The organism is Pseudodonghicola flavimaris (assembly GCF_030164425.1).
Classification (GTDB): domain Bacteria; phylum Pseudomonadota; class Alphaproteobacteria; order Rhodobacterales; family Rhodobacteraceae; genus Pseudodonghicola; species Pseudodonghicola flavimaris.
In genome coordinates this window covers 333,906-353,555 of sequence record NZ_JASNJD010000002.1, presented here as the reverse complement: position 1 = coordinate 353,555, position 19,650 = coordinate 333,906, and the positions used below count along the sequence as shown (strand labels likewise).

Sequence of the window (19,650 nt, the reverse complement as noted above, 5' to 3'; positions counted from 1 at the left end):
GCCTTGCGGTGGATCGTGTCTTGCCCGGACCTGTTGCAAAGAAAGTCCGATCACCCGGCAAGCTGTCCCGTACTGCGCAGGCCTGCGCTTGGGTTGCGGAACGTCCCGATGTCGTCGAACCCCGTTCCGGGGTGTTTCTTTGCAGGATCTGCTGGTCCCGCGCCCGATCCGCTCTTGTTTGAGCTGATTGAAGACGCTCTCGGGCAGGACCTTGTCAGCCATGGTTCGAGGACCGCGGGCGAGGGCGCTATTGTTCCAAGCCTTCCGGTGGCGCAAGACGCGTTTGCTCCTAAAATCCCGCCCCTCCCGCACGCCCGGGAGATCTCGCTTCGTCCGCCGGCCCTCGGCATCCTTCTCCGTCTCGCCCGACCGGCCTTGTCTATGACGGGTGGTGATCGACGTGGGGTGTGCGCTTCGTGTAGTCTCGATGCAGTCAATTCCAACTGAGCGGCCCGGTGCCGTTGTCCGACATGATCGCCTATCCTCCCCGTCGTTCGCGTGTGCATGAGGCCTTCGGGCCTGCTGCGGTAAGTTTTGCGCTCTGGACCGCGGCGCAAATCGGGGCGGATGTGTTTTGGGTGCGCGAAGGCTGGCGACCCGAGCGGCTCAATCCGCCGGGTTTCGGGGGCTTCGATCCGTCACGGCTGATTCTGGCGCAGACGAAGGACCAGACCGACACGCTCGCAGTGGCGGAGGAAGCTCTGCGCGATGGCGCGGTGCCCTTCGTTGTGCTGGAACTGACGGCCCCGATCAGCCTGACCGCCGGGCGGCGGCTGCAGCTGGCAGCCCGGGCCGGAACCACGACAGGGCTATGCCTGATCCCCGAAGGCATGGGATGTAATGCGGCCGAAACCCGATGGCATTGCGCGCCGGTCTTCGATGCGCAGGACTCGACTCGCCAATGCTGGAGTCTTAAAAAGAACAAATCAGGAACAAATGGAGCCTGGCATGTTCGATGGGACCCGGAGACGCATCGTGTCACTGTGGTTTCCCCGGTTCGCGAGTGACCGGGTTTTGCGGGCACGTCCGGTCGATGGCCCCTTTGTCCTGACGCTGCAGCAAAACAATGCCAACCGGATCTATTGCCTGAACGAGCCCGCCCGAGCGCGCGGGCTCTATCGCGGGATGCCATTTTCCGATGCGCGGGCTTTTTGTCCGAACCTGTCGAGCCGGCCGGCGGACCTGCATGCGGATCAGCGGTTTCTGGGTCTGCTGCGCCGTTGGGCGGTACGCTGGTGTCCCTGGGTTGGGTTTGAGGGGGCTGACGGGCTGGTTCTGGACATTACCGGGTCGGCGCATCTGTTCGGGGGCGAAGCGGCGATGATTACCGCGATGCGCGCACGCCTCGCCCGCGCGGGTCTGTCGGTGCGGATCGGCTGCGGCGATACGCGTGGGGCAGCCTGGGCACGCGCGCACCACGGCGAGGAGGCGGTGCTGGAAACCCTGCCCGTCGAGGCCCTGCGGCTTGATCCCGACACGGTCATGGCGCTGCAGCGCATGGGCCTGCGCAGCATCGGGCAGTTGGCCGAGAGCCCGCGAGCACCACTGGCGCGCCGGTTCGGGCCGGAACTGCTGTTGCGTCTCGATCAGGCGTTTGGCACCCGGCCGGAACAGATCACCCCTGAGGCCGAACCGCCCTGCTATGCCGTGCGGATGACCTTTCCTGATCCGATCGGACTGGTCGACGACGTCATGGCCGGAACAGAGCGGCTGCTCGAACGGCTGTGCGGCAAGCTGGCAGATCATCAGGCGGGGGCGCGGGTGCTGTGCCTGACCCTGCGCCTGGTGGATGGCGGGGTGCAGGATGTCGAGCTGCGTTTGGCGCGCGCCCTGCGCGATGCGGCCCGCATCCTGCCGCTGTTCCAGCGTGGGGTGGCTGAAGTGAATGCTGGCTTCGGCATCGACCAGATACGGTTGGAGGCGCTGCAGGTCGAGCCCCTGCCTCCCGAGCAGGTCACGCATGTCAGCACACGCGATCCAGGGCGGCTCGATGACCTGATTACCAGGATCGGCGCCCGGATCGGGCTGGAAAATGTACTCCGCTTCCTGCCCGCCGACAGCCATATCCCCGAGCGGAGCTTTTCCATTGCCCCGGCGGCGTTTTCCAAACCCGAAGCGGGCTGGGCCTGCCTGCGCCCGCGCCCGGTCCTGATCTTTTCTCCGGAACCCATTGCGGCGACTGGCCCGCGCCCGCCCCGGCGTTTTCGCTGGCGCAGAATGGCACTCACCACGGGTCGCGCTTCCGGGCCGGAACGGATCTGCCCGGAATGGTGGCTGGTTGACGATGCCTGGCAAAGTGGCCTGCGTGATTATTGGCAGGTCGAGACCCTGGAGGGGCGGCGGCTGTGGATGTTCTACACGCCACAAAACCCCGGTTGGTTCGTGCAGGGGGAATTCGCATGAGCTATGCCGAACTCTGCGTCACCTCGAACTTCACCTTTCTGACCGGTGCGTCTCACCCTGAAGAGCTGGTGACGCGCGCCGCCGAACTGGGGCTGACCGCCATTGCCATCACCGACCGCAATTCGCTGGCCGGTGTGGTGCGGGCCTATCGTGCCTTGCAGATTCTCAAGGACCAGGCTGCGGACAGGGGGCCAATTCGTTCACAACATGGGGTGGACAGCTCCTTGGGGCAGGACATCGGCAAGCAGGAGGACATGCCCCCTCCGCCGCCGCATCTGCCCAAGCTGATCACCGGCTGTCGGCTGGTGCTGCGCGACGGCCCGGTGGAGTGGCTGGCTCTGCCCACCGACCTCGCCGCCTATCAGCGGCTGTCCCGGCTTTTGACGCTGGGCAAGCGGCGCGCCGGGAAAGGCGAATGCGATCTGACGCTGGAGGACATGCTGGAAGGGTGCGAAGGCATGATCCTGATCATGCTGACCGACAGGCTGGAAATGGCGGCGCCGGCTCTCCAGAAACTCCGGTGCCGCTTTCCCGGCTATGTCTATCTGGGGGCCGCGCCGCGTTATGATGGTTCGGATCAGGACTGGCTGGCCGCCTGCGCCCGGCTGGCCCTGCGCTGTGCCACGCCGATGGTGGCCGTGGGCGACGTGCTTATGCACCGCGCCGCACGGCGGCAGCTGGCCGATGTGCTGACCTGCATGCGCGAGGGCTGTACGATTGACACGATCGGCACCCGGTCGCTTGCCAATGCCGAGCGCCGCCTGAAAGGCGTGCAGGAGATGCAGCGGCTGTTTCACCACCACCCCGCGGCCCTGCGCCGGACGCTGGAGATCGCGAATCGCTGCAGTTTCGATCTGTCCGAACTCAGCTACCAATACCCTGACGAGATCGCAGATGGCGGGGAACCTCCGATGGTGCGCCTGACCCGGCTGGCCCGGGAAGGGCTGGCCCGCCGCTATCCGGGCGGCGCAACCGAGAAGGCGAAAACTCTGCTGGCCAAGGAACTGGCCGTGGTGCAGGAGTTGAACTACCCGGCCTATTTCCTGACCGTCCACGATATCGTGCAGTTCGCCCGCTCCCGGGGCATCCTGTGTCAGGGGCGTGGCTCGGCGGCGAATTCGATCCTGTGCTATCTGCTGGGCATCACAGATGTTTCCCCTGACATGATCGGCATGGTGTTCGAACGTTTCATTTCGCGTCACCGTGGCGAGCCGCCCGATATCGATGTCGATTTCGAACATGAACGGCGCGAGGAAGTCATTCAATGGATCTACGCCCGATATGGTCGCCATCGCGCGGGGCTGTGTGCGACTGTGATTCATTTCCGTTCCCGCGCCGCGATCCGTGAGGTGGGCAAGGTCATGGGGCTTAGCCAGGACGCGACAGCCAGCCTGTCGGGACAGATCTGGGGGTCGTCCAGCTCGGGGCTGAATCCTGAACGCATCCGAGAGCTGGGTCTTGACCCCGGCGACCGGCGGTTGTCGCAAACTCTGCGCCTGATCGGCGAGATCATCGGCTTTCCCCGCCATCTCTCGCAGCATGTGGGCGGCTTCGTCATCACTCGGAGCCGGCTGGACGAGCTCTGCCCGATCGAGAATGCGGCAATGGCGGACCGCACCCTGATCGAATGGGACAAGGACGACATTGATACGCTGAACATCCTCAAGGTCGATGTGCTGGCGTTGGGAATGCTGACTTGCATTCGCAAGGCGTTCGGCCTTCTGAAGGACCATGAAAAGCAGGACCTGACGCTTGATTGTGTGCCCGCAGAGGATTCCGAAACCTATCGGATGTTGCAGCGTGCCGATGCGGTCGGCGTGTTCCAGGTCGAAAGCCGGGCGCAGATGAATTTCCTGCCCCGTATGAAACCGCGCGAGTTCTACGATCTGGTGATTGAGGTTGCCATCGTGCGGCCCGGCCCCATTCAGGGCGGCATGGTTCAGCCCTATATCCGGCGCCGGCAGGGGCTGGAGGCGCCAGAGCCTTTTGGCCCCGCGCTTGCAGAAGTTACGCGCCGGACTCTGGGTGTGCCGCTGTTTCAGGAACAGGCCCTGCAAATCGCCGTAGTCGGTGCGGGGTACAGTGCCGAAGAGGCCGACCACCTGCGCCGCTCTCTGGCCAGTTTTCGCCGCATGGGCACTATTGGCGAGCATCGCGACAAATTCATCGCCGGCATGATGGCCAAGGGCTATGATCTGGATGTGGCCGAGCGCTGCTTTTCCCAGATCGAGGGCTTTGCCGATTATGGCTTTCCCGAAAGTCATGCGGCGGCCTTTGCGTTGCTGGTCTATGTTTCCGCCTGGCTGAAGCGCCATCACCCGGCGGTTTTCGCCTGTGCACTGCTGAACTCCCAGCCGATGGGGTTCTATGCCCCGGCCCAGATCGTACGCGACGCCCGCGACCATCAGGTCGAGATCCGTCCGATCTGTGTCAATCACAGCGATTGGGACAGCACACTCGAACGCCGCCCCGACGGGGCGCTGGCGCTGCGGTTGGGGTTCCGACAGATCAAGGGCTTCCGGCAGGAGGATGCCACCTGGATCGTGGCGGCCCGCGGCAATGGTTATCGTGACCCTGAAAGCGTCTGGCTACGCTCCGGCGTCGCACCCTCGGCGCTTGAGCGGTTGGCCGAGGCGGACGCTTTTGCCGGCATGGGGCTGACGCGGCGCGATGCGCTGTGGCAGGTGCGCGCGATCCGGGCGCCGGCGCAACTGCCGCTGTTCAACGACCCGCTGGACGGAGAGGCGATCCACGAACCCGCGGTCTCCCTGCCGCAAATGCACCTGGGCGAGGAGGTGGTCGAAGATTACGTCGCCACGCGCCTGACCCTGCGCGCTCATCCGATGGAATTGCTGCGCCCCTCGATGCCCGGGCTCACCCGCCACGACGCGCTGGCCACCGCCCCGCTGCGGGATACCACGGTCTGCGGCCTCGTCATCACCCGCCAGCGGCCCGGCACCGCCTCGGGGGTGATCTTTCTGACCCTGGAGGATGAGACCGGGGTCAGCAACATCGTGGTCTGGAAGCAGGTGTTCGAGCGGTTCCGCCGCGCCGTGATGGGGGGACGGCTGTTGCGGGTAACGGGGCGGCTGCAGCGCGAAGGTATCGTCACCCACCTGATCGCGCAGCAGATCGAGGACGTCTCGCACCGGCTGTCCGAACTGGGCCACCCGATGGATGATGCCATCGGCCAGACCACCGCACAGACAGACAGCGCGCCGAGATCTCGCCCGGTTCCACGCGCCAGGCACCCCCGCGAGCAGGCCAAGCGATTGTTTCCGAGCCGGGATTTCCATTGACGCGGAAATAGGGGGCAAGCCGAAAGGCGGCGCGGAAGGCCTTTGGGGGTCTCCCACGGCCGGCCGCGACCGGTGCAGGTTGCGGTTTCCGGGATTCGCACGGTCCGGACCGGATCGGGGGATTGCGCATTGGCGGGCCAGCTCGGCTCGGGCGGACGATCCGCAGGATCAAGATGTGACCGTCAGGCGATAGCAAGACGGCAGCCAGGGTCAGCCGGGCGGCCGCCTTCCCAACAGCCTGCACACCCGCACCTGGGCCCGGTGTGTCAGGCGCGCGCCGATCAAGGCGCGTGGCAACCATTATGTGCGGATCGACGGCGCCGCATGGCAGACCCGGCATGGCCGGCGACAACATCCGCAAGGGCCGGATGTCAGCCCCGATCGCTTCATTGCCGATCTGATCCGCCGCGGCGGCGGCGGGGCTCAGGTGGCCGGGGCGATGTTGTGGTTCACCCGGAACAGGTTGCCGGGATCGTAGATCGCCTTGACGCGGGACAGCCGTTCCATGTTCTGCAGATAGATACCGGGAACCCGGGCGGTCTCATCTGCGGGCATGAAGTTCACATAGGCGCTGCCGATGGCATAGGGGCTGAGGCGGTCGAACAGGTCGCGGGCCCAGCCGATGCAGATATCGTCCTTCGCCGGGTCTTCCCAGCGGGTGTGGACGTTGACGATGAAATGCGCCGACCGGGACGGAAAGGCAGTTTCCGAGGCCGGGACCCGCGCCATCTGGCCACCGATATGGGCCACGAAAATTTCCGAGGCAGGGTCGGGCAGATCGGTCACCGCCGCGACCAGCGCTGAGATCGCCTCTTCGGGAAGAGAGTCGAAATCGTGGCTTTTCCAGTAATTGCGCACGCCCGGTGTCAGCAGCGGATCGAAGGCGGTCTGCCAGCCGGTCAGCGGGGTCGGGCCGATCGCCTCGGCGACCGGGGTGCCGAGACCGCGCAACTCCGCCAGGGCGGCCTCGCCCACCGCCAGATCGCCGCAATAGCAGACCGCGAAGACCAGCACCGGTTTGCCATGCCAGGCCTCGGGCAGGAACGGCAGCGGCGGCGCCAGTCGCAGCACGCTCCAGATCGTCAGCTCGTCCGGGGCGTCATCGGCGATGCGGGCGAAGGCCGGCAACAGCGCCTCTGCTGCGTCGAGCGGGTGTACGATCAGGCCCGAGAGCACCTCGGGGCCGACCGGATGCAGCCGAAACTCGAAACTGGTAATGACACCGAAATTGCCGCCGCCGCCACGGATGGCCCAGAACAGATCGGGGTTCTCGGTCGCGCTGGCGGTCAGCAACCGGCCGTCGGCGGTTACCACATCGGCGGACAGCAGGTTGTCGATGGTCATCCCGAACTTCCGCGTCAGCCAGCCGAAGCCGCCGCCCAGGGTCAGCCCGGCGATGCCGGTGGTGGAGTTGATGCCGGTGGGCACAGTCAGCCCATGTGGCTCGGTCTCCCTGTCGATATCTCCCAGGGTGGCGCCGGGTTCGACCCGTACGGTCCTGCGGGCGGCATCCACCCGGACGGAGCGCATCTGCGACAGGTCGAGCAGCAGGCCGCCGTCGGCGACGGCATGGCCGGCGATCTGATGGCCGCCGGAGCGGATCGCCAGCAGCAGATCGTGATCGCGGGCGAAATCCACCACCTTCTGGACATCGCTGGCGCCAAAGGCGCGGGCCACCAGGCCGGGGCGGCGATCGTTCATCGCGTTCCAAAGCGTGCGGGCGGCATCATATTCGGGGCTGCCGGCGGCATAGACGTCGCCGCGCAGGCTTGCGCCCAGGGCGTCGGCGGTGTCGGCAGAGATGTCGGCAGTGCCGCCGGACAGGGTTTTCAGACCAGGCATGACTTCGGTTCCTCCCAGGGTATGGAGGCTTCTTGCCCGGTCTGCCGCGCCGCCATCGGTTCGCGGCCACATCCGGCCCCGCGCCGCTGACGATCTTTGGTTGATTGCCGCCGCCCCGCATGGGGCGCTGCGGGGGCGCTAGGCGAAGATGCCCGGGTCGACTCGGTCAACCGGGGTGATCACATCGGCGGGGATGTTCAGCCGCTTTGCGGCCCGTCGGATCGCATCCTCGTCCGGCGCCTCGTAGAGGCAATAGGTTTTCCGCTTGTCGGCGCTGAGGAAGGAGAAGATCCACTCGATCCCCTCGTCGTCGTTGATTTCCTTGATGTGCAGCTTGGCGTCGTCAGAAATCTGAAGCTGCTCGGCGAATTGTCTTTCGATCAGAAAACGCGGCATCATTGGCTCCTGTCACTATGATGACGGGGATCAGTGCAGGGGTCCCCGCAAAGTTGACGCTAAGTAAAGCATACCGTGTTTTTCGGCAATTTCCAGCGCTTCAACCTCAAGTATATTGGCGGCCTTCTCGTCCTGCGGCCGACCGCGGCCGTGCAGGGTGCGGGCCAGACCGGCCTTGGTATGGGCGATCCAGGGCAGGGCCCGCATCCGGGTGTCGACCTCCAGCGCGCGCTCGAAATGCGCCTCGCTCGCGGTCCAGTCGCCCAGCAGCGCGGCCAGCGCCCCCAGCCGCCGGCCCGCCGCACCGATGCAGACGGTGGTGACCCCGGCGGTCACGGTGATGTCGCGGTAGGGCAGCAGCAGCTCATAGAGCGGCGCGGCCAGCTTGTCGTCGGTGACGGCGACGCAGATATCGGCAAGATAGGACAGCGTCGTCGAATAGAGCGCGTCCATCGGCAGATCGAACCCGGTTTCGGCCATTTCCGTCAGGATCCGCCGCGCCGCGTCGAGATGGCCGAGCTCTGCCGCGATCACCCCGAAGCCGGGTTTCCAGGCCATCTCGTCGGGATTGTCGTCGAGCAGCTTGCGGATCACCGGCGCGACTTCTCCCAGGCGGGCCTGTTCGCGCCGGATGGTGAACATCTGCACCCCGTAGACGCCCTCGATATGCGGCCCATGGGTCTGTCGGCCGATGCGCAGCGCCTTTTCCGCGTGCGCCTGCGCAGTGTCGAACTGCCCGTTGAGGATCGCCATCAGGGCGCGGCCGTGCTGTTCCACCCAGTGCAACTGCGGATGGTTGCGGGCGCGGCTGACCTCCGACAGGCGTTCGAGCGCCTCCTCGGCCATGTCGCGATCCCCCATTTCGGTGGCGACGTAGAAGTGCAGCGACCGGTCGCGCCCGCGGTCGATCTCGCTGAGGCCATCGGCGACGGACTGCATATCGGCGAGCCGGCCACGCCAGTTGGTGACCTCGTCGGGCGCGCGCGCCGGCAGCGGCGCGAAGAACCGCGACATCATCACCGCGAATTGCGCCCGTTTGTCGCCCAGCCGCGGTGCCAGCCGCAGCACCTCGTGGCTGAGCCGGGCACTTTCGGCGAAGCGGCCCAGGTGCATCGTGCAGCGGGCCATCTGCCCCGACAGCCGGCAGCGCATCCGTTCATCCGAGTCTGGCAGCGTCTCCAGGGCGGCGCGGCAGGCGGCATAGGCGGTCTCGACCCCGTGGCTGGACATCAGCGCCGCGTCGGCGGACCGCTGCGCCGCCTCGGCGTGCAGGTCGACCAGGCCGGCGCGGGAGGATTCGTCGATCGCCGCGAAGAGGGTATCGAGCGCTTCGGGCAGGCGGCCCACGCCCTCCAGGCTGCGGCCCAGCAGGATCCGGGCGGCGATCCGTTCCGGCAGGGCGGCGCGCCCCAGCTTCTCGGCGGTGGCGACGGTGGCCTTGGCATGGGCCAGCGCCTCTTCGTTTGCGGAACGCGCCAGATCCATCTCGGTCGCGCGTTTCCAGTGCGGGAAGGCCTCTGCCGGGGCCTCGGCCTCGGTGAAATGCCGGGCGATCAGCTCGGGTTCCCGCTCCGCCACGGCGGGGCGCAGCGCCTGCAACACCACGGCAGCCCGCCGATGGCAGTCGCGCCGGGTCTCCGACACCATCGAGTGATAGGCGGTGTCGCGCAGCAGCGCATGGCGGAACACATAGGCATCGCGGTGCTGGCCGCTTTCATAGACCAGCCCGGAATTGCACAGCTCGTCCAGGCTGGTGTGCACCGCTGCCAGCGACCGGTCCATCGCCCGTGCGATCAGATCGGCGTAGAATTCGCGACCGAAGACAGAGGCGGTCAGCGCGGTCTGCTTGGCCTCGTCCGAGACCGCGTCGAGCCGGGCCATCATCGCGCCCTGCAGCGATGGCGGCACCTCGCCGGCCAGATGGGTGCCGGCGGCGAAGACGGCGCGGGTGACTTCCTCGACGAACAGGGGCACACCGTCGGTCTTGGCGATGATATCCCGCGCGACGGCGGGATCGGGGCGCTTGCCCGAGACCTGAGAGATCAGCTCTGCTACTTGCTCGGGGTCCAGGCGGCGGATGTGCAGCGTGGTGACATGGCCATGCAGACTGGCCCAGTCGCAGGTCCATCCCGGCCGGTGCGTCACCAGCAACATCAGCCGCATATCCGAACAGGTGGCGACGATCCGCCCGAGGAACTGCGCTGTCGACGGGTCGATCCAATGGGCATCCTCGACTACCATCAGCACCGGATGCGCGACGGCGCGGGCGCGCAGCACCTCCAGCAGGGTGCGGGTGACCATGTCCTTGCGCTCCTCCGGCGGCATCGACACGATCGGTGCGGCGGCCTCGGCATCCGGCGCCACCTGGGTGAGATAGACCGACACCACGTGATCGAGATCGGCGGTCTTGCGCAGGAGCAGCAGGTGCCGCAGTTTTTCGGTGATCACCCTGGCATCGTCGCCGGGCTGCAGCCCGGCATCCTGGGCGATTCGTTGGGCGACCGGATGGAACGGTGTCTTGCTGAAATAGGGCGAACAGTTCAGGCGGATGATATCGGTCTCGTCGGCTGACACATGCTGGGTCAGGAAATCCTCCACCAGCCGCGATTTGCCGATGCCGGCCTCTCCGGTCAGCAGGACGACTTCGCCGGTGCCGGCCCGCGCCCGGGTCCAGGCCTGTTCCAGCAGGTCGCGTTCGATCTGACGGCCGACGATCTTCTCCCCGCGGGAGGGATGGGCGGCGTGATAGCGGCTTTCGGCGGTTTTCTCCCGGACCACCTGCAGGATCCGTTGCGGCGCCCGAAACCCCTTCAGCTCCATCGGTCCCAGATCGCGGCATTCGAACATCCCGCCCAGCAGCGTCTCCATCTCGGCCGGGATCACCAGCGTATTGGGGGTGGCCTGCGCCTCGATCCGGGCGGCGAGATTCAGGACCCGGCCGGTCACGGCGCCATCGTCGCGGGTCTGCTGCCCGACCAGATCGCCCACCACCACCGGCCCGGTTGCCACCCCGATCCGCAGCGCCAGCGGGCTGCCGTCGGGGGCCTGGATCTCTCCGATCCGTCCGAGGATTTCCAGCCCGGCGGCCACCGCGCGATAGGGGTGATCCTCATAGGCGGTGGGCCAGCCGAAATAGACCAGCATGCCGTCACCCAGAAACTTGGCGATATGGCCGCCGAACCGGGAAATGCCGCCGGCGACCATATCCTGATAGCGTTGCAGCGGCGGCCGCATCTCCTCGGGGTCGAAGCTGTTGCTCATTTCGGTGTAATTGACCAGATCGGCGAACATCGCGGTCAGCTGCCGCCGCTCCGCTGTCGAAACGGCGCCATCCGTACCCGGAGGGCTGTCGGCTTCGGCGCCGCCGGCGTGATGCGAAAGCTCTGCGATCGCGGCCAGCAGAATGCGCCGGTGGCCCAGGCTGATGCCAAGCTCTACCAGGTCCGTTTCCGTGACATGAGGAAGCGCCCGGAGGCCGATATCGTTCTGATTGAAGAGATCGGCGTATTGGTGCAACCCCAGGTCGTTGAGCCAAAGGTCTACACGGTCTCCCATGGTCTCATGATGCAGAGGGATGCCGATTCCCTCAAGTTTTTCATTGCGAAATCGGGCGGGCGCCGTTGTTTCGCAGGCAGGGGGAAGTCACCGGTTGGCCCCGCCGCACGGTCGGGACCGAAGCCGGTTGATTTGCCCGCCGATCCGGGGTGATCCTGCGCTGACCCTCTCTGAAGACGGAAGAGCGACATGGACAAGGAACGTCTGGCGGCCCTGCGGGCGCAATTCGGCGCGCAGAACAGCACCCGCATCTACGACCCGAAATTCGCCCGCGTCGGGCAAAAGCTGTTCAATCCCGCGGGCACCCGGGCGATGCCCTGGTCCGGGGTGCCGACGCTGCTGGATGCGCCGCACCGGCCCGACGGATCAGCCGAGGGGCTGCAGATCGCGTTGACCGGGCTGCCGATGGATCTGGGCATCACCAACCGGCCCGGCACTCGCTTCGGCCCCAGGGCGATGCGCGCGATCGAGCGGATCGGACCCTACGAGCATGTGCTGGACTGCCTGCCGCTGCATGAGGCGCGGGTGGCCGATATCGGCGATGTCGCCTTCACCGGGCGCTACGATCTGGAGCAGAGCCATCGCGATATCGAGGCGCATATCGACCGTATTCTGGCCGCCGGGGCGTTGCCGCTATCGGTCGGCGGCGATCATTCGGTGACCCATCCGATCCTGCGCGCCCTGGGGCGGGACCGGCCGGTGGGGCTGATCCATATCGATGCCCATTGCGACACCGGCGGCTCCACCGACGGCACCCGCTTCCACCACGGCGGGCCGATGCGCAACGCGGTGCTGGACGGGGTGCTGGACCCGGAGCGCACGATCCAGATCGGCATCCGCGGGTCTTCGGAATACCTGTGGGAATTCTCCACCGTCTCCGGCATGAGCGTGATCCACGCCGAGGAAGTGCCGCATCTGGGCATGGTCGAAATCATCCGCCGTGCCCGCGCCGTGGTGGGCGATGGGCCGACCTATCTGTCCTTCGACATCGATGCGGTCGATCCGGGTTTTGCGCCGGGGACCGGCACGCCCGAGGTCGGCGGGCTGACCCCGCGCGAGGTGCTGGAGCTGCTGCGCGGGCTGAAGGGGCTGAACCTGATCGGCGCCGATGTGGTCGAGGTGTCGCCGGAATATGACGCCACCACCAATACCGCCCATGTTGCCGCCCAGGTGATGTTCACCATCCTCAGCCTGATGACCTTCAGCCCGTCGTTGCCAGCCTGAGCCGGCGGGATGGTTGCGGCGCCGTCCCGGCCGGGTCTATGGGGGAAGGGTGCAGCTGTCGGCTCTGCCGGACGGCTGCTGATCGCAATTCGGCGGGCGCCTGCCCGCCGCAGCAAGGCCCGATGCCATGAATGATCTGATCGCCCGGCTGCGCACCCGTCTGGGTGCGGCCCATGTCCTGACCGGAGAGGACGCCGCGCCCTGGGCGCGGGACTGGACCGGCGACTATGCCGGCGCGCCGCTTGCGGTGGTCCGCCCCGCCGACCGGGACGAGGTCGCGGCGGTGCTGTGGCTGGCGGCGGATTTCCAGGTGCCGGTGGTGCCGGTGGCGGGCAATACCGGGCTGAATGGCGGTGCCATTGCCCCAGGGGCGATCGCGTTGTCGGTGGCCCGGCTGAACCGGATCCGCGAGATCCGGCCCGAGAGCCGGCTGGCGGTGGTCGGCGCCGGCGTGATCGTCGAGGCGCTGGATCAGGCGGCGGCAGAGCATGGTCTGTGCTTTCCGCTGTTCTTCGGCGCCGCCGGCTCGGCGATGATCGGCGGGGTGCTGTCGACCAACGCGGGCGGCTCGAACGTACTGCGCTATGGCACCACCCGGGCGCTCTGCCTGGGGCTGGAGGCGGTGCTGCCGGACGGTCGGATCCTCGATCTGATGACCGGACTCAACAAGGATAACACCGGGTTCGATCTGCGCGATCTGATGATCGGCGCCGAGGGCCAGCTGGGGATTATCACCGCCGCGGTGATGCGGCTGCACCCGCGCCCCGTCGAACGCGCGACCGCGATGGTGGCGCTGGATGGGCTGGCGCAGGCGCCGGCGCTGCTGACGGCGCTGCAGGATGCCAGCGGCAACGAGGTCGCCGCCTTCGAATACATGCCGCGCGCTTATATCGAACATGCCAGGGCGCTGTTTCCCCAGATGCGGGAGCCGTTCGAGGCACCGGCCCCGGTCAATCTGCTGGTCGAGGTTCAGGCCCGCCGCATCGGTCAGGCCGGCGCCGCGCTGGAGGAGGTTCTGGGCCAATGGCTGGAAGCCGGGCGGATCGCCGACGCAGTGATCGCCCAGTCCGAGGCGCAGCGGCGCGAGATGTGGGCACTGCGCGAGGCCTCGGCCGAGATCGTGTTTTGCCGTCACCCGGTGATCGACACCGACATCGCGTTGCCTCTGGATCTGGTGGAGGCGTTCCTGACCCGGATCGAGCCGCTGATCCAGCAGGTGGACCCGGGCTGCGAAAGCCTGGCGGTGGCGCATCTGGGCGATGGCAACATCCATTTCAACGTCTGGCTGACCCGCGAGGACGCGGCATTGGCCGAGGCGCTGCGCGAGACCATCGATAGGCTGGTGGTGGGGATGGGCGGCACGTTTTCCGCCGAACATGGCATCGGCATCGCCAAGCGGCAGTCGATGGCCCGGTTCAAGGATCCCGTGGCGCTGGACCTGATGCGGTCGATTAAGCAGCTCTTGGATCCCGCCGGTCTGCTGAACCCGGGCAAAACGCTGCCTTGACGCGCTTCAGCCGGTGGCGATGCGCTGGAGCCAGGTGGTGAAGCAGGCAGCGTCGCGGCTGGGCTGCTCCGGTGTCAACGCGACATAGGTTTGGCCGGAGGGGCGGAAGCCGAAGGGGGCCAGCAGACGCCCGGCGGCCAGGTCGTCGCGTACCAGAACCTCCGGCGCGATGGCGACGCCGAGCCCGGCGGTTGCGGCCTCCAGCATGAAATAGAAATGTTCGAAGATGCGGGCCGCCTCGGGCACCGGCAGGCCCTGCTGCGCGCACCAGTCTGGCCAGGCCGACATCCGCGTTCTGGTGTGGAGTGTCGGCAGGCCGAGCAATGCGGCGGGATCATCCAGAGCGGCTGGGTCGCGCAGGCTGTCGCAGAGCGCTGGGCTCAACACCGGGCCGGTGAGATCGGCAAACAGCGGCAACGCCCGGGCAGCCCCCCAGGGTCCGGGGCCGACCCGGATGGCGACATCGAACCGCTGGCGGGTGAAATCCACCGGCGCGTCATCGGCGGTCAGCCGCACCTCGATCTCTGGCTGTTCGGCCTGAAAGGCGGCCAGGCGCGGGATCAGCCAGCGCATCGTCAGCGTGCTGAGGCAGGATACGTCCAGCACCCGGCGGTCGGTGTGCATCGTGCGCAGCACGGCGGTTTCGATCCGGTCGAAGGCCTCTGTCAGCGACGGTTGCAGGGCCCGGGCCGCATCCGTCGGGACCAGACGATTGCGCGGCCCTTCGAACAGCGGCACGCCCAGCACCTGTTCCAGCCCGCGGATCTGGCGGCTGACCGCGCCATGGGTCACGCCGAGTTCCTCTGCCGCGTGGCTCATCTGGCCATGCCGCATGGTCGCCTCGAAGGCGCGCAGGGCGTTGAGGGGCAGGGTGCCGCGTTTCATGTGCGTTTTTCTCACATATGGGGTGATTAATCATCGTTTTCAAAGGAAAATCAATCCGCGATAAGAGCCTGTGTCACATGTGTTTCCATCGTCCCTGTCGCGTTCGACACCCTTTTCACCGCGCCCGGCCGCCCGACCGGTCCGCGGATTCCGGAGCTGCAATGTCTAATCATGTCTTCGTCGCCGTGTTGTTTGCAGCCGTCCTGCATGCCGGCTGGAACTCTGTCGTCAAGCTGGGGCTGGACCGGGCGTCGACCGTTCTGTTGCTGGCGATCGTTCAGGCGGCGCTGGCGCTGCCGATCCTGCCTTTCGTCGCCCAGCCGCCGGTTCCGGCCTGGCCCTGGATCGCCGCGGCGGCGGCGCTGCATGCGGGGTACAAGCTGTTCCTGATCCAGGCCTATGCCCATGCCGACCTGAGCCAGGCCTATCCGCTGGCGCGTGGCAGTGCGCCGCTGATCGTCACCCTGGTTTCTGCAGCCTTTCTGGGGGTGGCGTTCAGCCCGATGGCACTGGCGGCGGTGGCGGCGATCTCTGCCGGCATCCTGTTGATGGCGCTGAAGGGCGGCAGCGGCGGGCGGATGCGCGGCAAGGCGCTGTTCTATGCGCTGGGAACGGCGGGGTTCACCGCCAGCTATACGCTGCTGGACGGGGTCGGGGCACGGATCGCGGGCGGGGCGTCTGGATTCATCCTCTGGATGGTCGTCGGCGATGCGCTGATCATGGTGGCTTTCTTTGCCGCAGTGCGCGGGCGGGCGGCCTTTCCGGCGCTGTTGCCGGCGTGGAGAACCGGAATTGCCGCCGGCGCGATGTCGCTGGGCTCCTACTGGATCGCGGTCTGGGCTTTCACCCAGGCGCCGATCGCTCTGGTTGCGGCGCTGCGCGAATCCAGCATCCTTTTTGCGGCGCTGATCGCGGCCTTCGTGTTGCACGAAAGGGTGAGCCGCTGGCGTTGGACCTCCGCCGGCCTGATCGCCTGCGGCGTCGCGATGATGAAAATATGAGACCTTCCAAAAGGTTGCGCAGAGCTTTCCATATCGCAGGAGAAGCCCCCCCCGCGTCACTGGGGCGCGGGCGATTCGGCTGGAACCCCGGGGGTTTCACACTAGAGTAGCGGGCAGAGAGCACGAAAATACAACCGCACGCTGCGCGACCCGACCGGAAGTGAAATGCCCGCCAAGCCCTCCGCCCGAGATCTGATCACCGACTCCCCGAAACGTCTGCTGCGACAATCCTCGCTCTGGGCGCTGGTGTCGGGGGGGCTCTGGCCGCTGCAGGCCGGTCTGATCGCCTGGACCGTCGCGCAATGGGCGGCGGGAGAGCTGGGGCCGGCGGCCTGGGCGGCAGCAGCGGGATTCGCCGTTCTGGGGGCGCTGCGGGCGGCCTCCGACCGGATCAGCGCGCGCCGGGCCTTTGCCGCGGCGGATGAGGTGATCGCCACCCAGCGGCGGATATTCCTGGACCGTGAGCCGCTGCGGATCGACCGCAGCAGGTCCTCGGCCGATCTGGCGGCGCTGCTGTCGGAAAAGCTGGCGATGCTGGCGCCCTATATCTCGCGCTATACCCCGGCGATGTCGCGGGTGCGGGTGATCCCGCTGCTGTTCATCGCCTGCACCTTCTATGTGTCGTGGATCGCGGCGCTGATCCTGCTGGTGGCGGGGCCGCTGATCCCGGTGTTCATGGCGCTGGTCGGCATGGCCGCGAAAGAGGCCAGCGAAAAGCAGATGGCGCAGATCGGCGACATGAACGCGCTGCTGATCGACCGGATCGCGGCGCTGCCAGATATCCGGCTGCTGAATGCCGCCGACCGGTCCCGCGCCGATTTCGCCGACCGGGCGGAGGGTCTGCGCAAGCGGACCATGGCGGTGCTGCGGGTGGCCTTCCTGTCGTCGACGGTGCTGGAGCTGTTTGCCGCCATCGGCGTGGCGATGGTGGCGGTCTATATCGGGTTTTCGCTGCTGGGAGAGGTGACCATCGGCGCCTGGGCCACCCCGCTGACCCTGGGTGAGGGGATTTTCATCCTGCTGCTGGCGCCGGAATTCTTTCAGCCGCTGCGCGATCTGGCCTCGGCCTGGCACGACAAGGCCTCCGCCGATGCGGTGAGCGACGAGCTGCGGGCGCTGGCAGAGGAGACGCGGGCGCCGGTGCTGGGTCTGGGTGCGGTGGCCCCCCGGCTGAGCGGCCCGGCAGAGCTGCGGTTCGACGGTGTCAGCGTCAATCGCGGCGGCGCCTGCCGGGCACTGCCCGATCTGCGGATCGCGGCCGGCGAAAGCGTGGCGATCCGGGGGCCGAGTGGCGTCGGCAAATCCACCCTGCTGGATCTGGCGGCCGGGCTGCTGCGGCCCGACAGCGGCACGATCCTGGTGGCCGGTCAGCCGCTGACCGACGAGACCGCGGATGCCTGGCGCGCCCGTGTCGCCTTCGTGCCGCAATCGGTGCATGTGCCCGATATCACGCTGCGCGATTTCCTCGACCCCCATGGCAGCGGCGCCGATCTGGACGCGGCGCTGGAGCGGGCGCGGGCCGGTGCCATCGTCGCTGCGCTGCCGCAGGGGCTGGAGACCAGGCTGGGCGAAACCGGCGCCGGCGTGTCGGGCGGCGAGGCGCGGCGGCTGTTGCTGGCGCGGGCTTTCCTGTCCGGGGCCGAGGTGATCCTGGCCGATGAGCCGACCGCCGATCTCGACCGCGCCACGGCGGCGCAGATCATTGCCGCACTGGGCGATCTGCGGGCGGAGGGGCGCACGGTGGTGGTCGCCAGCCACGATGCCGGGCTCTGCGCTGCGATGGACCGGGTGATTGATCTGGAGGGCCGGGCATGACGCGTCTGTGGCGTATCCTCAGGCTGATCTGGTCGGCCGACCCCTGGGCGATGAGCCGTGGCGCGGCGCTGACGGTGGTGGTGTTGATCATGGGCGCCGCGCTTCTCGGGCTGTCGGGCTGGTTCATCACCGCCACCGGGCTGGCCGGGGTTGCCGGCATCGGCATCGCCTTCGACGTCTTCCGCCCCTCTGCCGGGGTGCGGTTCCTGGCATTGGGCCGGGCGGTGGCGCGCTATGGCGAACGGCTGCTGACCCATGACGCGACGCTGCGGGCGCTGGCGGCGCTCAGGATCACGCTGATGCAGCGGTTGGAGCTCTGGCCGATGGAGGCGCTGCGGCGGCTGCGCGGTGCCTCGGCGCTGACCCGGATCACTGCCGATGTGGATGCGCTGGACGGGGTCGCGTTGCGGCTGGCGCTGCCGGTGGCGGCGGCGGTGATCACCCATGCGGTGGCCTTCGTCATGTTGTCCTGGCTGGTGGCGCTGCCGGTCGCGGCGTCGATCGCGGTGGGCTATCTGGTTGGCGGTGGGCTGGTGCTGATCCGGGTGGCGCTGCGCACGCTGGAACCCTCGACCCGGGCCGAGGCGGCGATGCAGGCGCTGCGGCGCGGCGCCATCGGCCTGTTCCGGGGTCAGCGCGAGGCGATTCTGCAGGGCGTGGTGCCCGACTGGCGTGCCCGTCTCGATGCCGAGGAAGCGGCGGCGCGGGCGGCTCAGGACCATCTGGACCGGATCGATACCGGTGCCGGCATGGCGCTGTCGGTGCTGGTGGCGCTGATCACGGCGCTGGTTCTGGGGATTTCCGGCCCGCTGATCGCGGCGGGTCAAATTGACGCGGCCGAAGCCGCCATTGGCGTTTTCGTTGCCCTGGCGCTGGCGGAAACCGTTCTGCCGCTGCGCCGCGGCGTGGCAGAGCTGGGGCGGATGCGCGACGCCGCAGAACGGGTGTTGGCGGACCGGCCCACCGGTGCCGAACCGGTCGCAGCAGCCGTCCGGAAACCCGCGCCGGATGCGGCCAAGGGGTTGGAATTGATCGATGTTTCCCTGGCGCATCCGGGTCGGTCGATGCCGATGATCCGGGGGCTGAGCCTGTCGGTTGCACCGGGAGAGATGCTGGCCATCAGCGGTGCCAGCGGCGCCGGAAAAAGCACCTTGCTGGATGCGATCGCCGCGGTGACGCCGGTGGCTGCGGGCGAGATTCGTTGCCTGGGCGTGCCGCTGGGCCAGTGGCCGGAACCGGAGCTGCGCGAGCATCTGGCGCTTTTGCCGCAGCGTAGCGCATTGCTGGCCGGCAGCGTTCGGGACAATTTGGAAATCGCTCGCCCGGGGCTGAGCGACGCGGAGGCAGAGGAGGTTCTTCGCGCCGTGGCACTGCACCGGGTGGTCGAGATGCGCGGCGGACTTGCCGCGCCACTTGGGGAGGGGGGCGCCGGACTGTCGGGCGGGGAATCACGACGGCTGGCTCTGGCACGCACCCTGTTGCGCCGTCCGGAGATTCTGCTGTTGGATGAACCGACCGAAGGTCTGGATTCCGAAACCGCGCGCGCGGTGGTGGCCGGTATCCGCCGGTTCCTGCCGCAAAGCGTAATCGTCGCGGCGACGCATCGCGCCGCTGAGGCTGAAGTTGCCGATACCCGGCTGGACCTGAAAAAATACATTCCAGATCTATGATCCTTTTGACGCAGATCAAATCAGGGCAAACCCGGCCGGGTGTAGCAAGCAGG

General features: G+C 67.4%; 12 protein-coding genes. 8 read left to right on the top strand and 4 right to left on the bottom strand.

Annotated elements, in window-relative coordinates; genetic code table 11:
• Nucleotides 1-455: 455 nt before the first annotated feature.
• The 3 genes from QO033_RS04310 to QO033_RS04300 are packed head-to-tail and all read left to right on the top strand — an operon-like array spanning nt 456 to nt 5,702.
• Nucleotides 456-1,007 carry an ImuA family protein gene (locus QO033_RS04310; RefSeq protein ID WP_407682090.1) on the top strand — a complete coding sequence of 184 codons (552 nt, stop codon included), beginning with the start codon at nt 456-458 and terminating at the stop codon, nt 1,005-1,007.
• Nucleotides 949-2,403: a Y-family DNA polymerase gene (locus QO033_RS04305; RefSeq protein WP_284479698.1), complete on the top strand. Its 1,455-nt coding sequence runs from the start codon at nt 949-951 to the stop codon at nt 2,401-2,403. The genes QO033_RS04310 and QO033_RS04305 overlap by 59 nt, the downstream gene beginning before the upstream one ends.
• Nucleotides 2,400-5,702 carry an error-prone DNA polymerase gene (locus QO033_RS04300; protein WP_284479697.1) on the top strand — a complete coding sequence of 1,101 codons (3,303 nt, stop codon included), beginning with the start codon at nt 2,400-2,402 and terminating at the stop codon, nt 5,700-5,702. Before QO033_RS04305 ends, QO033_RS04300 begins: the two co-directional genes overlap by 4 nt.
• Nucleotides 5,703-6,125: 423 nt before the next feature.
• Here the strand turns inward: QO033_RS04300 and QO033_RS04295 are convergent, their stop codons facing one another.
• The 3 genes from QO033_RS04295 to QO033_RS04285 form a co-directional block, all read right to left on the bottom strand.
• A complete protein-coding gene (locus tag QO033_RS04295; protein ID WP_284479696.1) occupies nt 6,126-7,544 on the bottom strand; it encodes an FAD-binding oxidoreductase in 1,419 nt (472 codons plus the stop codon).
• Between the two features lie 138 nt (nt 7,545-7,682).
• Nucleotides 7,683-7,940 carry a DUF4242 domain-containing protein gene (locus QO033_RS04290; RefSeq protein WP_284479695.1) on the bottom strand — a complete coding sequence of 86 codons (258 nt, stop codon included), beginning with the start codon at nt 7,938-7,940 and terminating at the stop codon, nt 7,683-7,685.
• Between the two features lie 30 nt (nt 7,941-7,970).
• Nucleotides 7,971-11,495 carry an AAA family ATPase gene (locus tag QO033_RS04285; protein ID WP_284479694.1) on the bottom strand — a complete coding sequence of 1,175 codons (3,525 nt, stop codon included), beginning with the start codon at nt 11,493-11,495 and terminating at the stop codon, nt 7,971-7,973.
• 189 nt (nt 11,496-11,684) lie between these two features.
• Between QO033_RS04285 and speB the strand changes: the two genes are divergently transcribed.
• Nucleotides 11,685-12,719 carry an agmatinase gene (gene speB, locus QO033_RS04280; RefSeq protein ID WP_284479693.1) on the top strand — a complete coding sequence of 345 codons (1,035 nt, stop codon included), beginning with the start codon at nt 11,685-11,687 and terminating at the stop codon, nt 12,717-12,719.
• 127 nt (nt 12,720-12,846) lie between these two features.
• On the top strand, nt 12,847-14,226 hold the full coding sequence (locus tag QO033_RS04275) for an FAD-binding oxidoreductase (protein WP_284479692.1): 1,380 nt from the start codon (nt 12,847-12,849) through the stop codon (nt 14,224-14,226).
• A gap of 6 nt (nt 14,227-14,232) precedes the next feature.
• On the opposite strand, the gene QO033_RS04270 is transcribed toward QO033_RS04275, so the two are convergent.
• On the bottom strand, nt 14,233-15,111 hold the full coding sequence (locus tag QO033_RS04270) for a LysR substrate-binding domain-containing protein (protein WP_284479691.1): 879 nt from the start codon (nt 15,109-15,111) through the stop codon (nt 14,233-14,235).
• Nucleotides 15,112-15,272: 161 nt separating this feature from the next.
• Here QO033_RS04270 and QO033_RS04265 point away from each other — a divergent pair, with 161 nt between their 5' ends.
• The 3 genes from QO033_RS04265 to QO033_RS04255 all read left to right on the top strand — a co-directional run bounded on the left by QO033_RS04265 (nt 15,273) and on the right by QO033_RS04255 (nt 19,597).
• Nucleotides 15,273-16,112: an EamA family transporter gene (locus QO033_RS04265; protein ID WP_284479690.1), complete on the top strand. Its 840-nt coding sequence runs from the start codon at nt 15,273-15,275 to the stop codon at nt 16,110-16,112.
• Between the two features lie 165 nt (nt 16,113-16,277).
• Nucleotides 16,278-17,927, top strand: coding sequence for a thiol reductant ABC exporter subunit CydD (gene cydD, locus QO033_RS04260; protein WP_284479689.1), 1,650 nt, complete (start codon nt 16,278-16,280; stop codon nt 17,925-17,927).
• Entirely contained in the window at nt 17,924-19,597 is a 1,674-nt protein-coding gene (locus QO033_RS04255) for an amino acid ABC transporter ATP-binding/permease protein (RefSeq protein ID WP_284479688.1), read from the top strand. The genes cydD and QO033_RS04255 overlap by 4 nt, the downstream gene beginning before the upstream one ends.
• Nucleotides 19,598-19,650: the final 53 nt, after the last annotated feature.